A 17336-nucleotide genomic window follows, 5' to 3' on the forward strand; every position below is an offset into this window, starting at 1 on the left:
GACAGATTTCAGATCCTGTCAGCCGTCACCGCACCAAGCCCCCGTGCCGCCCACCAGGCACCCCCTGGCGGGCGGCACAATGCTGCTCATGCGCGCCTCTCGGCTGATCAAGATGGTCCTGCTGCTCCAGACCCGGCGGGAGATGACGGCCGCCGAGCTGGCGGAGGAGCTGGAGGTCTCCGAGCGCACGGTGGCCAGGGACGTGCTCGCGCTGTCCGAGGCGGGTGTCCCCGTCTACGCGGACCGGGGCAGGGCGGGCGGCTACCGGCTCGTCGGCGGCTACCGCACCCGCCTCACCGGCATCGGCCGTGGCGAGGCCGAGGCCCTGTTCCTCTCCGGGGTGCCCTCCGCGCTGCGCGACATGGGCCTGGCCGACGCGGCGTCAGCGGCGCGGCTCAAGGTCTCGGCCGCGCTGCTCCCCGAACTCAGCGACGCCCAGGACACGGCGGCCCAGCGCTTCCACCTCGACGCACCGGGCTGGTGGAACGAGCCGGAGCGGCCCGCGCTGCTGCCGACGCTCGCAGAGGCGGTCTGGGACGACCGCGTGGTCACGGCGCGCTACCGCCGCGACGGCGGCGAGGTGGAACGCGAGCTGGAGCCGTACGGGCTCGTGCTGAAGGCGGGCGTCTGGTACGTGGCGGCGCGCGTCGTGGACCGGGCACGCGGCGCCGGTCCGGGGCACGGCGCGGACCGGGAAGCGCGCCAGAAGGCGGACGGTGCCGGGTGGCGCGTCTACCGCGTGGACCGCTTCCGCGCCGTCGCACTCTCCGGCGAACGCTTCGCGCGGGACCGGGAGTTCGACCTTCCGGAGTTCTGGGCGGACCGGGCCGCGTCGTTCGCCCGCTCGATCCTGCGCGACGAGGTGACCCTCCGGCTCACGGAGGCGGGCGCGCGCATGCTGCGGCACGTCACGGACCGCGTGGCGGCGGACGAGGCGCTGGCGAAGGCGGGCCACGGCCCGGGGCGGCCAGCGGGCCCCGAGGACGCCGGGGACTCCGTCACGGTCACCCTTCCCGTCGAGTCCCTGGACGTCGCCTTCTCCCAGCTCCTGTCGCTGGGGCCCGAGTGCGAGGTGCTGGAGCCGGAGCGGCTGCGGGCACGCTTCGGGTCGGCGTCCGCGCGGATGGCCGCGCTGTACGCACCCTCGCCCTCGCCCTCGTCGCCGTCGCCGTCGCCGTCGCCGTCGAACGGGTGAATCCCGCGCCTGCCACTCGGCATGCACACGATCCGCCGTCCCGCACGCCGGGCGGCCGGTTTTCCGCGACGGCGGCGCCCCGTCCGGCATCTGCGGTAACGACACAGCGGCATCTGGCCCACTCCGCGTGCGGCGCGGGCGCGCAGGCACGATGCTGAGTGCGTGATGGACGAGACGGAGTTCTGGGAGCTGATCGATTCCACCCGCGAGGCCGCCGAAGGCGACCCCGAGGAACAGGCCGACCTGCTCATCGAGCGGCTGACACAGCTCGACCCCGACGGCGTGACCTTCTTCGCCCGGCACTTCGAGTCCCGTTACCACCGCGCCTACCAGTGGGACCTGTGGGCCGCCGCCTGGATCCTGCTGGACGGCGCGAGCGACGACGTCTTCGATGCCTTCCGGTGCTGGCTGATCGGCCAGGGCCGGGAGGTCTTCGAGGGCGCGGCGCACGACGCCGACTCCCTCGCGGAGCAGCTCGGCGAGTTCGACGACGAGCTGGACGGCGAGGCCGAGGACCTGGGCTACGCGGCGGACGAGGCGTACGAGCAGCTCACCGGCACCGAACTGCCGGACCTCGGCCTGCCGGAGCCGCCGGAGGACCCGGTCGGCGCACCGCTGGACCTGGAGGACGACAACGCGCTCGCGGAGCGGCTGCCCAAGCTGTGGGCGCGCTTCCGGGACTGACGCACGCCCGCGTGTCCGCGCCCCCGCTCAGCCACGTGTCCGCGCGTGTTGTGCCTAGGGACGCTCCACGGGGGTGAGCCACTGGCCCATGAGGATGTCGTCCACGTACTCACCCTCCAGCACGAACTCCCCCGGAACCACGCCCTCCACCTCGAAGCCCATGGCCGCGTAGAGCCCGCGTGCGGGGACATTGTGGCCGAGGACGCGCAGGGTGAGGCGTACGGCCCCCTGCTGGCGCGCCTGTTCGCACGCCCCCTCCACCAGAAGCCGCGCGACGCCGCGCCCGCGCGCCCACTCCGCGACGGCGAGGCCCTGTATCTGGCGTACGTGTGCGTTGCTGGCGAGCGCGGTGGGCTGCACGAGCCGGATGTACCCGGCGATCCCCTCGCCCTCGACCTCCGCCACGAGGAACTGCGCGGGCGGGTGCGTGGCGTCGAAGAAGGGGTCGTACGGGGGCCGCGGGCGCGGCTGGACGCTGTGCATCGTGGACCACGTGCTCCGGTCCAGCTCGGCGAGTGCCGCCTCGTCTTCGCGTACGGCCGCGCGGATCGTCACAGGGGAGCGCTCTGACATGCGCGTCACGGTGCCTTGTCGACGGGCGCACGTCCAGCGCCTTCAGTCGCGGGCGCCCCTTCGGCGAGGGCGTTCCGGGGCCTCGGGGAGGCTCCGGGGGACGCCGTTCCGCGTCGGGCTGGGCGCGCGCTCCCCGTGCGGGCAGGATGGCCCCATGCGTATCGCGGTCACCGGCTCCTCCGGTCTCATCGGCTCCGCCCTCACCACCTCTCTCCGGGCGGACGGACACGACGTCGTGCGGCTCGTGCGCACGCGCTCGGCGGGGGCCCAGCGGCACGCCGCGCCCCCTTCGTCGACCGGCGCGGGCGCGGGAGGCGCGGGGCGCCCTGACGAGGTGGAGTGGGACCCCAAGCGCCAGTACGTGGACACCGCCGGTCTCGCGGGCTGCGAGGCCGTCGTCCATCTCGCGGGCGCGGGCGTCGGGGACCGGCGCTGGACAGCCGCGTACAAGAAGGAGCTGCGCGACAGCCGCGTCCTGGGGACCGCCGCCATCGCCGACGCCGTGGCCTCGCTCGACACCCCGCCCCGTGTCCTGCTCGTGGGCACGGCGGTCGGCTACTACGGCGACACGGGTGACCGTGCCGTGGACGAGAGCGCGCCGCCCGGCAGCGGGTTCCTGGCCGATCTGTGCCAGGAGTGGGAGGCGGCGGCGGAGGCGGCCGAGGAGGCGGGCATCCGCACGGTGTACGGCCGCACGGGGCTGGTCGTCGCACGCCAGGGTGGCGCCTGGGGGCGGCTGTTCCCGCTCTTCAAGGCGGGGCTCGGCGGGCGCATGGGCGACGGCAGCCAGTTCTGGAGCCACATCGCGCTGCACGACCACATCGCGGCGCTGCGCCACATCCTCGACACCGAGGAGCTGTCGGGCCCCGTGAACCTCACGGCCCCGGAGCCGGTCACCAACCGCGAGGTCACCGCCGCCATGGGCCGCGTACTCCACCGTCCCACCCTCTTCACGGCCCCGGCTCCCCTGCTGCGGCTGGCGCTGGGCGAGTTCGCCGAGGACGTGCTGGGCAGCCAGCGCGTGCTGCCGAGGCAACTGCTGGAGTCGGGCTTCTCGTTCGCCTTCCCCGGCATCGACGACGCGGTGCGCGCGGCACTGCGCTGACGCTCTCCTACCGGAGCTCCCGGCCCCTCGGGGATCCCCGGAGGTCCGCCTCGGGGGCGCGCACGGGCGCGCCCCCGCGCGGGAGCGCACGGCTCCGACGCGAGGGCCGCCATGTCCCCGCACCGCGCCTCCGCCGTGCGACCGCCGTGCGACCGTGCTCTGCCTTCGCGCGACTGACCGCGACGGGGCCGCTCCGTAGAGTCGTCGCGAACTCCGGCATTACTCGCGCCCGTTGGGGCATCAGCACGGCAGCACGTCAGTCGTGAACGGAACCCGGAACCCATCGCGCGCCGACCACGGGGAGGCACCGTGCTCATCAGCAGCGCCGCACACACCGGCCGACAGCCCGAACCGGAGGCCGATGTCGTCATTGTCGGCGGCGGGCTGGCCGGTCTCACGACCGCCCGCCATCTGACCGAGGCGGGGCTGCGGGTCACCGTTCTGGAAGCCGCCGAGCGGGTGGGCGGCCGGATGTCGACGGACCGGCTGGACGGCTTCCGCCTGGACCGGAGCGCCCAGCTCCTGTGCCCCGACTGGCCCGAGCTGACCCGGCTGCCCGCCTTCTCCGCGCTGGCGACGCGGCCCTTCGCCCCCGGCGCCCTGCTGCGCACCGAAGGCCGTACGCACCGGATCGGCGATCTGCGCCGCTCCGTGAGAGGCACCGGGCGGGCCGCGCTGACGGGCCGCCCCGGCCGCGGCCCCGAGGGGCGCTCGGACCGGCGTCCCGAGGACTACGGCGACCAGCGCGCGGGGCGCCGACCCGACCGGCGCACACGGGGCGCACTCAACACGGCGCGCGCCCTCACCAATGCCCGGAGCCGCGCGGCCATGACCGGCGCGATGACGGGTGCGATGGCGGGCGCCGTCGATCTCGTACGGCTGCGCAACGCGCTGGCCCGCTTCGTCACGGTGCCGCCCGAGCGGCTGCTGGCCCGTACCGAACTGTCGGCCTCGCAGGCGCTGTCCGCGCGCGGTCTCCCCTCGCGCAGCGTCGACACGCTGGTGCGGCCCCTGCTCGCCGCGCTCCTCTCCGACCCGGAGCTGACCACCTCCAGCCGCGTGGCCGACCTGACGCTGCGCGGCTTCGCCCGCGCCGGGCTCTGCCTCCCGGCCGGTGGCCTCTCGACGCTGCCCGAACTGCTCGCGGCCGGGCTGCCGCACGGCACGGTGCGGACCGGGATACGGGCCGTGTCCGTCGCCACCAACGCCGTGACCACCGAGGACCACGGGACCCTCGGCTGCCGGGCCGTGATCGTCGCGACGGGCGCTGCGGAGGCCGCCGGTCTGCTCCCCGGGCTCAGGGCACCCGGCTTCCACCCGGTGACCGTCCTGCACCACGCGGCGCGGGAGACGGAGGCGACGCGCTCACCTTCGCTGCTCGTCGACGCCGAAGCCGAGCGCGAGGGCCCCCTCTCGCACACGTGGGCCGCCTCGGCCGTGGACCCCTCGCGGGCGGCGCCGGGCGAGACGCTGGTCACCTCGGTCGTCCTCGGCCAGGCCGCGTGCGATCCGGTGTCCGTGCTGGACAAGGCGTCGCGGGCCCAGTTGACCTCCCTCTACGGCGGGCAGGCCGAGCACTGGAGCCTCCTCGCCGCCTACCACGACCCCCACGCCGTCCCGGCCATGCCCGCGCCGCACGATCTGCGCCGTCCGGTACGCGTCTTGTCGGGTCTCTATGTATGCGGTGACCACCGTGACACGAGCAGCGCACAGGGCGCGCTGGTGTCGGCGAGGCGCGTCGCGCATGAGGTGCTGCGCGATTTCGGGCTGCCGTCGGAGATGGCGACGACGGCCCTCCCGACCGCCGCCTAACAGCAGTCACACACGTCCTCCGGAATCGAACATTCATCCCGAATCGCGGGATGACCAGGGGTTATTGTCAGTGCCGGGCGGTATCCTTCAAGGAGAGTGGAAAGCGTGGGTGAGGGCCCGCGCAGGCTCGCCGAAGACGTGGAGGTCGCCGATGACGGCAGCAACCAGCACCCCGACGGCCCTGTTCGATCTGCCCGTTCCCAGGAAGAGGCCGCTCCCGGCCGGACGGCCCCGCGAGTGGTATGAAACCCACAACCGACAGTTGAAGGCGATGCGCATCGCCATCGCCCTTCTCGACACCGGCGTCTATACGGCGAAGCAGGCGCGGAACCGCACGATCCGCGCGACGGCGGCCCGGATTGGCGTGCACCCGCCGTCCAACACGACCTGCCATCTGGTGCGTTCCCTGCTTCCGTAACGGGAGCGGGACCTCCGTCCCTCCGTCCCTGGCCACGGCTGTCCACGGCCCCGTCCGCACCGGGCGGGGCCGTGGGTATGCTCGCCGCGATGCCGCGGCCGGTCCCGCCCGTACGGGTACGCGTGCGCGTATGTGTGGGCAGGGGCGACGAGAGTGACGAGATGAGCGAGAGCGCAGTGTTCGAGTACGAGAAGGACGGCGCGGAGATCTATCGCCGCTCCTTTGCCACCATCCGGGCCGAGTCCGATCTCTCGGGCCTTCCCGAGGATGTGGCCCAGGTCGCCGTCCGGATGATCCACGCCTGCGGAATGGTGGACCTCGTCCGCGATCTCGCCTACACCCCCCAGGTCGTGTCCCGCGCCCGTGCGGCGCTGCGCGCGGGGGCGCCCGTGCTGTGCGACGTCGCGATGGTGGCGAGCGGTGTGACCCGCAAGCGGCTGCCAGCGGACAACAAGGTGATCTGCACGCTGTCCGATCCCTCGGTACCTGGGCTGGCGGCACGTGCGGGCACCACGCGCAGCGCGGCGGCGCTGGAGCTGTGGCGCGAGCGCCTCGACGGTGCGGTCGTGGCCGTCGGCAACGCGCCCACAGCGCTCTTCCGGCTGCTGGAGATGGTGGAGGAGGGCGCCCCGCGCCCGGCGGCCGTGATCGGGGTGCCGGTCGGGTTCGTCGGCGCCGCCGAGTCCAAGGACGCGCTGGCGGCGCACTCCTCGGGGCTCGACCACCTCGTCGTACGGGGGCGGCGCGGCGGCAGCGCCATCGCCGCGGCGGCGGTCAACGCGCTGGCGAGCGAGGTCGAGTAAAGGTCGGGCGAGGGCCGCCTGACGGTTCAGGCCGGGCGGGCGCCCAGGCGGGTGCCCAGGTGGGTGCCCAGGTGGGTGCCCAGCCAGGCGAGGGCGTGTTCCGGAGCGTCGGCCACCGTCACCCCTTCGGGTACGGGCGGCCTGCGGACGATCACCACGGGCAGCCCGGCCTCGCGCGCGGCGATGAGCTTCGGCGCGGTCGCCGCTCCCCCGCTGTCCTTGGTGACGACGACGTCGACGCGGTGGCGCCGCAGCAGTTCCCGTTCCCCGTCGAGGGTGAAGGGGCCCCGGTCGAGCAGCAGCTCCGTACGCGCCGGCAGGGGCGGCTCCGGCGCCTCCACCGTCCGTACGAGGAACCACAGCCCGTCCAGCCCCGCGAAGGCGGCCAGCCCCAGGCGTCCCGTGGTCAGGAAGACGCGCCGCCCCAGCGCGGGCAGGGCGCCGGCCGCCTCGGCCAGCGAGCCGACCGGGTGCCAGTCGTCGCCCTCGCCGGGGACCCAGCCGGGGCGGCGCAGGGCGAGCAGGGGAACATGGGCGAGGGCGGCGGCGCGTGCCGCGTGGAAACTGATGGTGTCGGCGAAAGGATGGGTGGCGTCGATGAGCGCGTCCACCTCGTGCTCGCGCAGCCAGCGCGCCAGGCCCTCGGTGCCCCCGAACCCGCCGACGCGCACCTCTCCGGGCAGCTCCTTCGGGCGGGCCACCCGTCCGGCCAGCGAGATCGTCACCCGCGGCCCGGTCCCCTCCGCTGCCGCCTCCGGCCGCTGCCGCGCGAGCAGCCCGGCCAGTTCCCTGGCCTCCGCCGTGCCGCCGAGGATCAGCACGTGGGGCGGCTGCGGCGACGCGGGAGCCGACGCGTGGCGCGGGGTGTCCATGGGGTCCTTCCGTGGCTGAGTCCGGTGCGGCGCGGGACGCCGAGGGCGGCGGGCGCGGCGCTCAACTCAAGCACACGGGGCTGCGCCCCGGCTGGACCACCGGCGCCTGCGCGACGGCCGCGGCCACGGCCGCCTACAGCGCCCTGCTGACCGGCGACTTCCCCGACCCCGTCACGATCACCCTCCCCAAGGGCCAGACCCCGTCCTTCGCGCTGGCCGCCGAGGAGCTGGGCGCGGACGCGGGCACGGGCACGGGGTGGGCGATGGCGGGGATTGTCAAGGACGCGGGCGACGACCCCGACGTCACCCACGGAGCACTGATCCGCGCCACGGTGCGGGCGCTGCCGCCGGGCTCCGGGGTGGTCTTCCGCGCCGGTCCCGGCGTCGGCACCGTCACCAGACCGGGGCTGCCCCTCGACGTCGGAGAGCCCGCGATCAACCCCGTGCCGCGCCGCATGATGCGCGAGCACATCGCCGAGGTGGCCGCGCGGCACGGCGGCCCGGGGGACGTGGAGATCACTGTCTCGGCCGACCACGGCGAGGAGATCGCCCGCTCCACCTGGAACCCACGCCTTGGCATTCTGGGCGGCCTGTCCATCCTCGGTACCACGGGCATCGTCGTCCCCTACTCCTGCTCGGCCTGGATCGACTCGATCCGGCGCGGGGTGGACGTGGCCCGCGCCGCAGGGCGCACGCATCTCGCGGGGTGCACGGGCTCGACGTCGGAGCGCACGGTGGTCGCGGAGTACGGGCTGCCCGAGGACGCGCTGCTGGACATGGGGGACTTCGCGGGCGCGGTGCTCAAGTACGTGCGCCGTCACCCCGTGCCGCGGCTCACCGTGTGCGGCGGCTTCGCGAAGCTCTCCAAGCTCGCCGCCGGCCATCTCGATCTGCACTCGGGGCGCTCGCAGGTGGACAAGGGCTTCCTCGCGTCCCTCGCCCGCGACGGCGGCGCCGACGACGCGCTCGTGTCCTCGGTCGCGGAGGCGAACACGGGCCTGGCCGCGCTCCAGTTGTGCGCGGCCCGGGGTGTGCCGCTGGGCGACCTCGTCGCCACGGCGGCCCGTGACCAGGCGCTCGGCGTGCTGCGGGGCGCGCCCGTCGCGGTCGACGTGCTCTGCGTCGACCGCGCGGGCACGGTCGTGGGCCGCTGCGCGGTGGCCGGACCCGGCACGGGGCGCGCCTGAGCGGGCGGACGGACGCTACGGCTCAGAAACCGGCACCCGTCCCCTCCGTCACGCCCCCTCCGTCACCGCCCCCTTCGTCACCGCCCACTGCGTGACCGGCATGGCCTGGCGCCAGCCCGTGAAGCCGCCGACGGGGACGGCGTGGGAGACGGCGAGGCGTACGAGGTCGCCGCCGTGGGTGCGGCGCCAGTCGGCGAGCAGGGCCTCGGACTCCAGCGTGACGGTGTTGGCGACCAGTCGGCCGCCGGGCCGCAGCGCCGCCCAGCACGCCTCCAGCAGCCCCGGCACGGTCAGCCCGCCGCCCACGAACACGGCGTCGGGCGCCGCCGGTCCGGCCGCCCCGGTCGACTCGGCCAGACCAGTCGGCCCGGCCACGTCTGCCGCGTCGGCCAGCTCCGCCAAGACCTCGGGCGCAGAGCCGGTGACGACGCGGAGCGTGGGCACGCCGAGCGCCTCCGCGTTCCGCTCGATGCGCGCGGCCCGCTCCGCTTCCCGCTCCACACTCACCGCGCGGCAACCGGGGTGCGCCCGCATCCACTCGACGGCCACCGAGCCCGAGCCGCCGCCGATGTCCCACAGCAGTTCGCCGGGCGCGGGCGCCAGCGCGGCCAGCGTCGCGGCCCTGACATGGCGCTTGGTGAGCTGCCCGTCGTGCTCGTACACCTCGTCGGGCAGCCCCGGTACCGAGGACAGCCGGGGCGTCTCTTCCGTACGGCGGCACTCCAGCGCGATCACGTTGAGCGGGTCGCCGGGCGCCCTGTCCCACGACTCGGCGGTGCCCTCGGCCTGGCGCTCGTCCGGGCCACCGAGCTGTTCCAGCACCCGCATCCGGGTGGGGCCGTAGCCGCGGGCGCGCAGCAGCGCGGCGACCTCGGCCGGTGTCGCCGCGCCCGCGCTGAGCACCAGCAGCCTGCGCCGGTCGTGGAGCGCGGCGGTCAGGTTCGCCAGGGGCCGCCCCACCAGCGTGACGATCCCGGTGTCCTCCAGCGGCCAGCCGAGCCGCGCGCAGGCGTACGAGACGGACGACGGGTGCGGCAGTACGCGCAGCCGCCCGGCCCCCGCGACCTCGGCGAGCGCGCGGCCGATCCCGTAGAACATCGGGTCCCCGCTGGCCAGTACGCACACCCGCCGCCCCTCGTGCGCGGCCAGCAGGCCCGGGACGGCCGGGCGCAGGGGCGAGGGCCAGGTGACCCGCTCCCCCGCGCACTCCCCTGGCAGCAGCGCGAGCTGCCGCTCGCCGCCGATCAGCACCTGCGCCCGCCGCAGCGCGTCCCGCGCGGCGGGCGGCAGCCCCTCCCAGCCGTCGGCGCCGAGCCCGACCACGACGACGGGTTCCGGACCGGCTCCCTCCGCGGGTGAGGCGGGCTGCGGTGCGGGGGGTACGGGGCTCACGGTGGGCTACCTCGGTGGTGCGGCGGGCGGGCACGGCGGACGACGCCGGACACGGGGACGACGGTGAACGACTCTACTGGCGGCCCCCGCGCACCCGGCCACGGGCAAGCCGTGCGGCTACCCGCCCCGCGACTACGCGCCGCCCGTGAGTTCCCGCACCGTCGCCATGTCGTCGAAGGGCAGCATCTCGTCGCCGACGATCTGGTACGGCTCGCTGCCCTTCCCCGCGATCAGGACGACGTCCTCGCTCTCCGCGAGGGCCAGCGCCCGTGCGATCGCCGCGCGCCGGTCCGCGTACCGCTCGAAGGGGGTACCCGTCGCGGCCAGTCCGGGGGCGACCATGTCCATGATCGCCTCGGGGTCCTCGGTGCGCGGGTTGTCCGAGGTGAGGACGCACAGGTCGGAGTGGGTACCGGCGATCTCGCCCATCGGGGCCCGCTTGGTCACGTCGCGGTCCCCGCCGCAGCCGAAGACCGTGACGACCCGGCCCGTCGCGAAGCCCCGTACGGCGGTGAGCACCTTGTCGAGGGAGTCCGGCGAGTGCGCGTAGTCCACGATCACGGCGGTGCCGTCCGGGGTCTCGAAGCGCTGAAGGCGCCCCGGCACCGGCGGGATCCGGTCCAGCGCGGCGACCAGATCCGCCAGATCGTGCCCCAGCGCGTGGCAGGCGGCGACGGCGGCCAGCGCGTTGGACACCGAGAACCGGCCGGGAACGGGGACGGCGGCCGGGTACTTGTGGCCCCCGTGGTGCAGCGTGAACCGGGTGCCGAAGGCGTCCATCGCGAGGTCCGTCGCACGGTAGTCGGCGTCGGCCTCCAGCGCGTACGTCGTCACGGCGCCCGGCATCAGCGCGGGGATCGAGGCGCCCACGGGGTCGTCGGCGTTGACCACCGCGTGGCGGCAGAGGCCCTGGAACAGGCGCAGCTTGGCGTCCCGGTAGTTCTCCATCGTGCCGTGGTCGTCCAGGTGGTCCTGGGTCAGGTTGGTGAAGACGCCGACGTCGAGGAGGGCGTGGTCCACCCGGTGGTGCAGCAGCCCCATCGACGTGGCCTCCAGCACCACGTTCCGCGCGCCCAGTTCGCGCATCCGGCCCAGCAGATACTGGAAGTCGGTCGCCTCCGGTGTCGTCAGTACGGACGCGGGCATCGGGACGCGCTCGTCGCCGATCCGGCTGCCGCCCGTGCCGATGACGCCCGTCCGCGTGCCCGTGGCGGCCCGCAGCAGCGACTCGGCCATGGAGGAGACCGAGGTCTTCCCGTTGGTCCCGGTGACCGCGACCATGTTCAGCGCACGGCCCGGCTCACCGTGGTAGCGGGAGGCGACGAGGGGCGCGGCCCGCCGCGCGTCCGGCACCCGTACGACGCAGGCACCGGTCCCGGCCGCCCACTCGGCCGGGACCGGCACGTCCACCGGATCCGCCGGGCCCTCGACGAGCACGGCCGCGGCTCCCCGCTCCAGCGCGACCCCCACGAGCCCAGGGCCGCCCTCCTCATGACCTGGTACGGCGAGGAACAGCGAACCGGGCACCACCCGGTGCGCGTCGACGTACGTTCCCCCGGTGACGGCCGTCCCCGGGTCGCCCAGGAGAACGTGGTGGTCGTGCCCGGTCAGCAGTTCGCTCAACTTCACAGGGATCCCTTCGGAGTGACAGCTCTTACTCGACGTACGCGGCGTACTCGGCGTACGCGATGGACGCGATGGACGCGATGGACGCGGCGTACTGGTGCGGTGCGCGGTCCCGGACGGAGCCGGGACGCGGTGGTTCGGGAGGGGGTGCTTCGGGAGGGGTGGAGGGGAGAAGCGGCACGACGGGCACGTTCGCGGACGCGAGTGCGGGTGCGGTGCCGGAGACGGGAGACCGGGGCCTGCCCCGCGTTACGGGCGCCCCGGGACACGAATGCCCGGGGCACGGCCCGCGGTGCTCCGCGAGGGGCGGGCGGCGCCGCGCCGGAAGTGGATCAGCGGGCCTGCCCGTGCCCCGTCATGGGGCGAGGCGAGCGCGCTAGCCGTGCCCGTGCAGGGCCCGGCAACCGGGCTTCGACGCCTCGGTGTCGGCGGCCTTCGCGGCCAGATCGCTGACGATCACCGGACGAGTGGTGACCATGACCGGGAACACGCCATGAGGGGCCTGGATCAGGCACTCCCTCATCGCACATGTGTATCCCATACGACGGAGTTTACATCCGGGGCAACAGCCTCCGCCCCCAAGCCGATCGGCACCGTCACATCGCCACATCGCCATGCCGTCACACGAACCGCACCTCGGTACCAGGCCCGCGTCCGCCCGCTACGGGTCCGGTACGGGACGGCCCTCGTACCCGCGCCGTAGGCCGGTGCGGCGGTCGTTGCAGGCGTGCCCGGCGGTACCGCCGTCGTTCTGCCCCGTATGTCAATCCCCTGCTGGATGCCCGCTTTACCCCGCCGCCCGTAACTTCGCTGTCGGACAACGGGCCGCAGGGCCCGGCCATCGGCCACCAGGGCCGACGGGGGAACGAAGGGGAACACCATGAAGCAGAAGATGGCGCTCGGAGTGGGCGCGGCGGTGATGACCGTCGCGGGTGCGCTCAGCGTCGCACCCGCGGCGAGTGCGAGCCCGGCCGCGCAGGCGGCGCCCGCCGCCGCGGACAGCGGCGTGAGCGCGGCGGCGTGTGCCAACCCGCTGCACACGTACCAGTACAAGAGCTACACGGGCGGCTGGAAGAAGTTCTGCTCGTCGGACAACTACCTGGCCAACAACAAGTTCAGCAACGGCGGCAAGGTCAACGACCACATCCGCTCGGCGAAGAACCTGTCCCGCGGCTGCTACTGGCTCCTCTCGCAGAACTACTACCAGCGGGGCCGCCAGACGTCCTTCAAGCCGTGGAGCTGGGACGCCAACCTCTCCAACAACAACGTCGGGTACAAGACCAGCTCGGTCTACAAGTACTGCGGCTGACCGCCTGGCAGGCACCTGATCCGGCGTGACCGAACCTGACCCGATCGTGTGATTCCGCCGGGGCCCCGTGCCCGCGTCCCACGCCGCGCGGGGCCCCGGCGCCCAGGAGCTGATGTGTCATGCGTGCACGACTGGCGGCCGTGACCGTGGCCGCCGCCTGCTGCGCCGCGCTGACGGCGACGGTGACGGGCTGCGCGGGCACCGCCCCCGCCCCCGGTACCGGCAAGGGCGGGGGCCCGGCCTCGTCGGCGCCGCCGCCGGCCCCGACCCAGGAGGTGAAGGAGCTGACGCTCCCCCTCGACGCGTACACGCTCGGCGCCCCCGAGATGGCACGCGTCACCGTCGCGCAGGACCGGCTGATCGGCGCCTGCATGGCGCGCGCGGGCCTCGGCTGGCCCCGGCTGCCCGCGCGCGACGACCGCGTCTGGCCGCACCGCGGCCGGTACGGGCTGATCGAGTCCGGGCCCGCCGCGCGCTACGGCTACCACCCGCTGCCCGACCCGCACTCCGAGGCGACGGAGGCATGGCTCGCGCGGCGCGAGGCGAAGCTGTCCCCCGAGCAGCGGACCGCCGCGTACGGCACGGCGGCGGAGAAGGACAAGGCGGGCAAGGACAAGGCGGGCAAGGACGGAGAAGGCAGCAGCGCGGGGTGCGAACGGGAGGCGGAGCGCGCTCTGCTGCGCGGCGTGCCCAAGGCCGACTTCGAGCTGGTCGACGAGATCTCCGCCGACACCTACGACCGTTCCCAGCGCGCCCCCGCCGTGAAGAAGGCGTTCGCCAGCTGGAGCGCCTGCATGCGGGACAGGGGCTTCGACTACGCCGATCCGACGGCCGCGAACGACGACGCGCGATGGCGGCGTACGGCGAAGAAGCCCTCGCGGGCCGAGATCGCCACCGCGCGGGCCGATGTCGCCTGCAAGCGTGCGACGTCGCTGGTCGGGGTGTGGTGGCGGACCGAGGCCGCGTGCCAGAAGCGGCGGCTGCGCGCGCACGCCGACGACCTCGTCGACGTCCGCGAGGCCCGCGACCGCTACCTCGCCAACGTCGCCCGGTACGAGAACACCTGAGCGCGGCGCCCTCCCCCGCTGATACTCGACGGACTCCGCGTGGTCCGGCCTCCGTACGGGGGTCGGAGTCCGGACCGCGCGGGCTCGGAGGCCCGGCCCCACGAACCGTGCGCCACAATGGGGCGACGCCTCACCACCGACGCGCCCGCCCTCCCCCAGGACTCCCCACATGCCCAGCTCGCTCAGCGCCACCTCCCACACCCCCGAACGGATCATCGCCGCGACGGACGGCTCCTGCGATCCCAACCCGGGGCCGTGCGCCTGGGCGTACGTCATCGCCGACGCCGAGGGCCGGGCAGCGCGTACCGTCTCCGGTGCGCTGGGCCGCGGCACCAACCAGGTGGCGGAGCTGGCCGCGGTACTGGCGGTGCTGGAGGACACCAGCGGCCCGCTCACCGTCTACGCCGACTCCGTCTACGCCATCAAGTGCCTGACGGTCTGGCTGCCGAACTGGCGCCGCAACGGGTGGCTGAACTCCAGCAGGAAGCCCGTCGCCAACCGCTGTCTCATCGAGCAGGCCGCCGAGCGCATGGAGGGCCGCGACGTGCGTCTGGAGTGGGTGCGCGGGCACAGCGGGCACCCGCTCAACGAGGCGGCCGACCGCGCCGCGCACGCCGCGCTCGCCCTCCCGGTGCTGCGCGACTTCTCCCCGCCCGCACCCGCCCCCGCCCCCGCACCGGCACCCGCACCGGCACCCGTCCCCGCCGCCGACGCGCTCTTCTGACGCCCGCCCGATGAGAAACGCGGGCCCCGCCGTCGACGGGGCCCGCGTTTCCCGCGAGCATTCGTGCACTCTCCGGCCGTCAGGTGATGGTGAACGTGTCCAGCACGTTGTTCTGACCGGAATTCTGCGTACACGGAACGGTAAACGTACCGAGCCCTGTGTTTCCGCCGGACGCGGTCTTCGGGGTGAGGGTCAGGGAAAGGTTGCCGACCCGGATCGTGCCGGTTCCCGCCTGGCTGAAGGTCATGGAAGGCGCCGTGCCGTTCGCCGTGACGGGGAACGCGCCGGATTCGGGGATGGCCGTGTTCTGCAAGGTGTTGGGAACGGTGAGCGGAATGTTCCCCTGCGGCGCCTGGACGGTGGCCGACGCCGAAGCCGTGCCCGTCAGCGTCCTGGCACCGATGAGTCTGAGAGCGGATGTCGTCGTCGCGTTCACCGTGGCCACGGTGGAGACGGGGAACGTGGGACTGGGGGTGTTCCGCGCGACCGAGGCGGGCGCGTCCGCGGTGATCGCCACGGTCATCTGCTGGGCGCCGATCAGGGGCATGGTGCAGGTGTAGGTGAGGCTGAGCGTGGGCTGGATGGCGTGCGCTGTACCAGCGGTACCGAGCCCGGCCAGCCCGCCCGCCGCGAGCGTCGCGGCGGCGAGAGTGGCCCGTACCTTCGTGGCCCGTACCTTCTTTGAAGCCGACTTGCCGTTCATGGAAACACCTCTCGTGTGGTCGTACGCCTGCGAGGTGAAAGACCGGCCAGGAGACGAGGCCGAGATGACGCCGACGAAAAGTACGGGCACTTGCGTGAGAACTCAAGAAAAATTCACCGAAGGCGCCCTGAAATCCTCGCACGCGCCGCCGCACCGCGTTTCCCTTGTCATCCACCCACGAGAATTCGGCACGGAATTATCATCGGATGCGTAATACACGGGCCGGTTTTCCGGAAACGGATCGCCGCATACGGACCCGGTACGAGAAAGGCCGGACCGGCACTGAACTGTGCCGGTCCGGCCTCTCTGTCGAACCCCCTCGAACTCCTCGGACCCGTACGGGATCAGCCCACCGGAGCCACCGGGGCCACCGGAGCCGCCGGAACCGGGTACGTCGGGTACTCGGCCCCTGAGACGTACTGGACGACGCGGATGACCTGGCACGAGTAGCCGAACTCGTTGTCGTACCAGAGGTAGAGGATCGCGTTGTCGCCCTCCACCTTTGTCGCACCGGCGTCGACGATCGAGGCGTGGCGCGAGCCGATGAAGTCGCTGGAGACCGCGTCGGGGGCGCTGGTGAAGTCGATCTGACGCTTGAGCGGCGAGGTCAGCGAGATGTCGCGGAGGTGGTCGAGGACCTCCTCGCGGCTGGTCTCGCGCTCGAGTTGAAGGTTGAGGATGGCGATCGAGACGTCCGGCACCGGGACGCGGATCGAGCTGCCGGTGATCCTCGCGTTGAGGTCGGGCAGCGCCTTGGCCACGGCGGAGGCGGCACCGGTCTCGGTGATGACCATGTTGAGCGGCGCCGAACGGCCGCGCCTGTCGGACTTGTGGAAGTTGTCCAGCAGGTTCTGGTCGTTGGTGAACGAGTGGACGGTCTCCAGGTGGCCGCGCACCACCCCGTACTCGTCGGCCATCGCCTTCAGCGGCGGCACGATCGCGTTGGTGGTGCAGGACGCGCAGGAGATGATCCGCTCGTCCGGCTTGATCATGTCGTGGTTGACGCCGTGGACGACGTTGGGGACGTCGCCCTTGCCTGGCGCTGTCAGTACGACCTTGTCGATGCCGGGACGCAGGTGCTTCGACAGCCCCTCGCGGTCGCGCCACCTGCCGGTGTTGTCGATGAGGACGGCGTCCTGGATGCCGTACTCCGTGTAGTCCACCGTCGTCGGGTCGTCGGAGTAGATCATCTGGATCTCGCTGCCGTTGGCGACGATCCGGCCGTTCTCCTCGTCGACGGTGATGGTGCCCTGGAACTGGCCGTGAATGGAGTCGCGGCGCAGCAGCGAGGCACGCTTGACGAGGTCCTGCTCGCCGCCCTTGCGGACGACGATGGCGCGCAGCCGCAGGCCGTTGCCCGAGCCCGCCTTCTCGATGAGCAGCCGGGCGAGGAGGCGGCCGATGCGGCCGAACCCGTAGAGGACGACGTCGCGCGGGCGACTGGGGTCGATCTTGTTGTCGCCCGTGGCACCGGCGACGGCCCCGGCGGTGAACTCCTCCACCGAGAGCCCGCGGTCGTCGTCCTTGTACGTCGCGGCCAGCATCCCGATGTCGATCTGCGAGGGACCGAGATCGAGCGTGGCGAGGGCGCGCAGGAACGGCAGGGTCTCGGTGACCGACAGCTCCTCCCCGGCGATCTGCCGGGCGAACCGGTGCGCCTTGAGGATGCTGACGACCGACTTGTTCACCAGGGAGCGGCTGTGCAGCAGGACCGTCACGTCCCGCTCACGATGCAGCTTCCCGATGACCGGGATCATCGACTCCGCGATCTCCTCGCGGTGCTTCCAGTTGGTGAACACGTCCTCATTGACAGTCACAGATCTATCTTTCGAGCTAGGCGGTGCTCATATGTTAACCCCACTGATC

Annotated in this window: 18 protein-coding genes; 10 read left to right on the plus strand and 8 right to left on the minus strand. The window is 73.4% G+C overall.

The window, feature by feature from the left end:
• Window positions 1-88 precede the first annotated feature (88 nt).
• Both ACWGJ2_RS14725 and ACWGJ2_RS14730 read left to right on the plus strand, forming a co-directional pair.
• Window positions 89-1195, plus strand: a complete 1107-nt coding sequence (locus ACWGJ2_RS14725) for a helix-turn-helix transcriptional regulator (protein ID WP_453346442.1) — start codon at window positions 89-91, stop codon at window positions 1193-1195.
• Between the two features lie 165 nt (window positions 1196-1360).
• A complete protein-coding gene (locus tag ACWGJ2_RS14730) occupies window positions 1361-1879 on the plus strand; it encodes a DUF4240 domain-containing protein (RefSeq protein WP_453346496.1) in 519 nt (172 codons plus the stop codon).
• A 54-nt stretch (window positions 1880-1933) separates the two neighbouring features.
• Here ACWGJ2_RS14730 and ACWGJ2_RS14735 read toward each other — a convergent pair whose 3' ends face one another.
• The gene (locus tag ACWGJ2_RS14735; RefSeq protein WP_453346443.1) at window positions 1934-2452 is read right to left on the minus strand and encodes an N-acetyltransferase family protein; all 519 of its coding nucleotides are present in this window, start codon (window positions 2450-2452) and stop codon (window positions 1934-1936) included.
• A gap of 154 nt (window positions 2453-2606) precedes the next feature.
• Between ACWGJ2_RS14735 and ACWGJ2_RS14740 the strand changes: the two genes are divergently transcribed.
• The 4 genes from ACWGJ2_RS14740 to ACWGJ2_RS14755 all read left to right on the plus strand — a co-directional run bounded on the left by ACWGJ2_RS14740 (window position 2607) and on the right by ACWGJ2_RS14755 (window position 6590).
• Entirely contained in the window at window positions 2607-3557 is a 951-nt protein-coding gene (locus tag ACWGJ2_RS14740; RefSeq protein WP_453346444.1) for a TIGR01777 family oxidoreductase, read from the plus strand.
• A gap of 309 nt (window positions 3558-3866) precedes the next feature.
• The gene (locus ACWGJ2_RS14745) at window positions 3867-5369 is read left to right on the plus strand and encodes an FAD-dependent oxidoreductase (RefSeq protein WP_453346445.1); all 1503 of its coding nucleotides are present in this window, start codon (window positions 3867-3869) and stop codon (window positions 5367-5369) included.
• A 151-nt stretch (window positions 5370-5520) separates the two neighbouring features.
• Entirely contained in the window at window positions 5521-5787 is a 267-nt protein-coding gene (locus ACWGJ2_RS14750) for a hypothetical protein (protein WP_453346446.1), read from the plus strand.
• Window positions 5788-5948: 161 nt separating this feature from the next.
• Complete coding sequence (locus ACWGJ2_RS14755; RefSeq protein WP_453346447.1) at window positions 5949-6590, plus strand: precorrin-8X methylmutase; 642 nt, start codon at window positions 5949-5951, stop codon at window positions 6588-6590.
• A gap of 26 nt (window positions 6591-6616) precedes the next feature.
• Here the strand turns inward: ACWGJ2_RS14755 and ACWGJ2_RS14760 are convergent, their stop codons facing one another.
• Entirely contained in the window at window positions 6617-7462 is an 846-nt protein-coding gene (locus ACWGJ2_RS14760) for a cobalt-precorrin-6A reductase (protein ID WP_453346448.1), read from the minus strand.
• 11 nt (window positions 7463-7473) lie between these two features.
• Here ACWGJ2_RS14760 and ACWGJ2_RS14765 point away from each other — a divergent pair, with 11 nt between their 5' ends.
• Window positions 7474-8649: a cobalt-precorrin-5B (C(1))-methyltransferase gene (locus ACWGJ2_RS14765; protein WP_453346449.1), complete on the plus strand. Its 1176-nt coding sequence runs from the start codon at window positions 7474-7476 to the stop codon at window positions 8647-8649.
• Window positions 8650-8697: 48 nt separating this feature from the next.
• Here ACWGJ2_RS14765 and cbiE read toward each other — a convergent pair whose 3' ends face one another.
• From cbiE to ACWGJ2_RS14785, 4 genes are all read right to left on the minus strand, one after another.
• Window positions 8698-10041, minus strand: coding sequence for a precorrin-6y C5,15-methyltransferase (decarboxylating) subunit CbiE (cbiE, locus tag ACWGJ2_RS14770; RefSeq protein WP_453346450.1), 1344 nt, complete (start codon window positions 10039-10041; stop codon window positions 8698-8700).
• A gap of 132 nt (window positions 10042-10173) precedes the next feature.
• Window positions 10174-11670 (minus strand): UDP-N-acetylmuramoyl-L-alanyl-D-glutamate--2,6-diaminopimelate ligase, encoded by a 1497-nt coding sequence (locus ACWGJ2_RS14775; RefSeq protein ID WP_453346451.1) that lies wholly within the window; start codon window positions 11668-11670, stop codon window positions 10174-10176.
• Window positions 11671-11695: 25 nt separating this feature from the next.
• Window positions 11696-11848 (minus strand): hypothetical protein, encoded by a 153-nt coding sequence (locus tag ACWGJ2_RS14780; RefSeq protein ID WP_453346452.1) that lies wholly within the window; start codon window positions 11846-11848, stop codon window positions 11696-11698.
• 195 nt (window positions 11849-12043) lie between these two features.
• Window positions 12044-12208: a hypothetical protein gene (locus ACWGJ2_RS14785; RefSeq protein ID WP_453346453.1), complete on the minus strand. Its 165-nt coding sequence runs from the start codon at window positions 12206-12208 to the stop codon at window positions 12044-12046.
• Between the two features lie 339 nt (window positions 12209-12547).
• On the opposite strand from ACWGJ2_RS14785, the gene ACWGJ2_RS14790 reads away from it, so the two are divergent.
• The 3 genes from ACWGJ2_RS14790 to ACWGJ2_RS14800 all read left to right on the plus strand — a co-directional run bounded on the left by ACWGJ2_RS14790 (window position 12548) and on the right by ACWGJ2_RS14800 (window position 14767).
• A complete protein-coding gene (locus tag ACWGJ2_RS14790; protein WP_453346454.1) occupies window positions 12548-12976 on the plus strand; it encodes a hypothetical protein in 429 nt (142 codons plus the stop codon).
• A 119-nt stretch (window positions 12977-13095) separates the two neighbouring features.
• Entirely contained in the window at window positions 13096-14043 is a 948-nt protein-coding gene (locus ACWGJ2_RS14795; protein ID WP_453346455.1) for a hypothetical protein, read from the plus strand.
• Window positions 14044-14212: 169 nt separating this feature from the next.
• Window positions 14213-14767 carry a ribonuclease H family protein gene (locus tag ACWGJ2_RS14800; protein WP_453346456.1) on the plus strand — a complete coding sequence of 185 codons (555 nt, stop codon included), beginning with the start codon at window positions 14213-14215 and terminating at the stop codon, window positions 14765-14767.
• A gap of 79 nt (window positions 14768-14846) precedes the next feature.
• Here the strand turns inward: ACWGJ2_RS14800 and ACWGJ2_RS14805 are convergent, their stop codons facing one another.
• Both ACWGJ2_RS14805 and ACWGJ2_RS14810 read right to left on the minus strand, forming a co-directional pair.
• Window positions 14847-15470 (minus strand): DUF6801 domain-containing protein, encoded by a 624-nt coding sequence (locus tag ACWGJ2_RS14805; RefSeq protein ID WP_453346457.1) that lies wholly within the window; start codon window positions 15468-15470, stop codon window positions 14847-14849.
• A gap of 344 nt (window positions 15471-15814) precedes the next feature.
• Window positions 15815-17287, minus strand: a complete 1473-nt coding sequence (locus ACWGJ2_RS14810) for a glyceraldehyde-3-phosphate dehydrogenase (protein ID WP_453346458.1) — start codon at window positions 17285-17287, stop codon at window positions 15815-15817.
• Window positions 17288-17336 lie beyond the last annotated feature (49 nt).

The sequence above is a fragment of the Streptomyces sp. NPDC054796 genome (assembly GCF_053611545.1).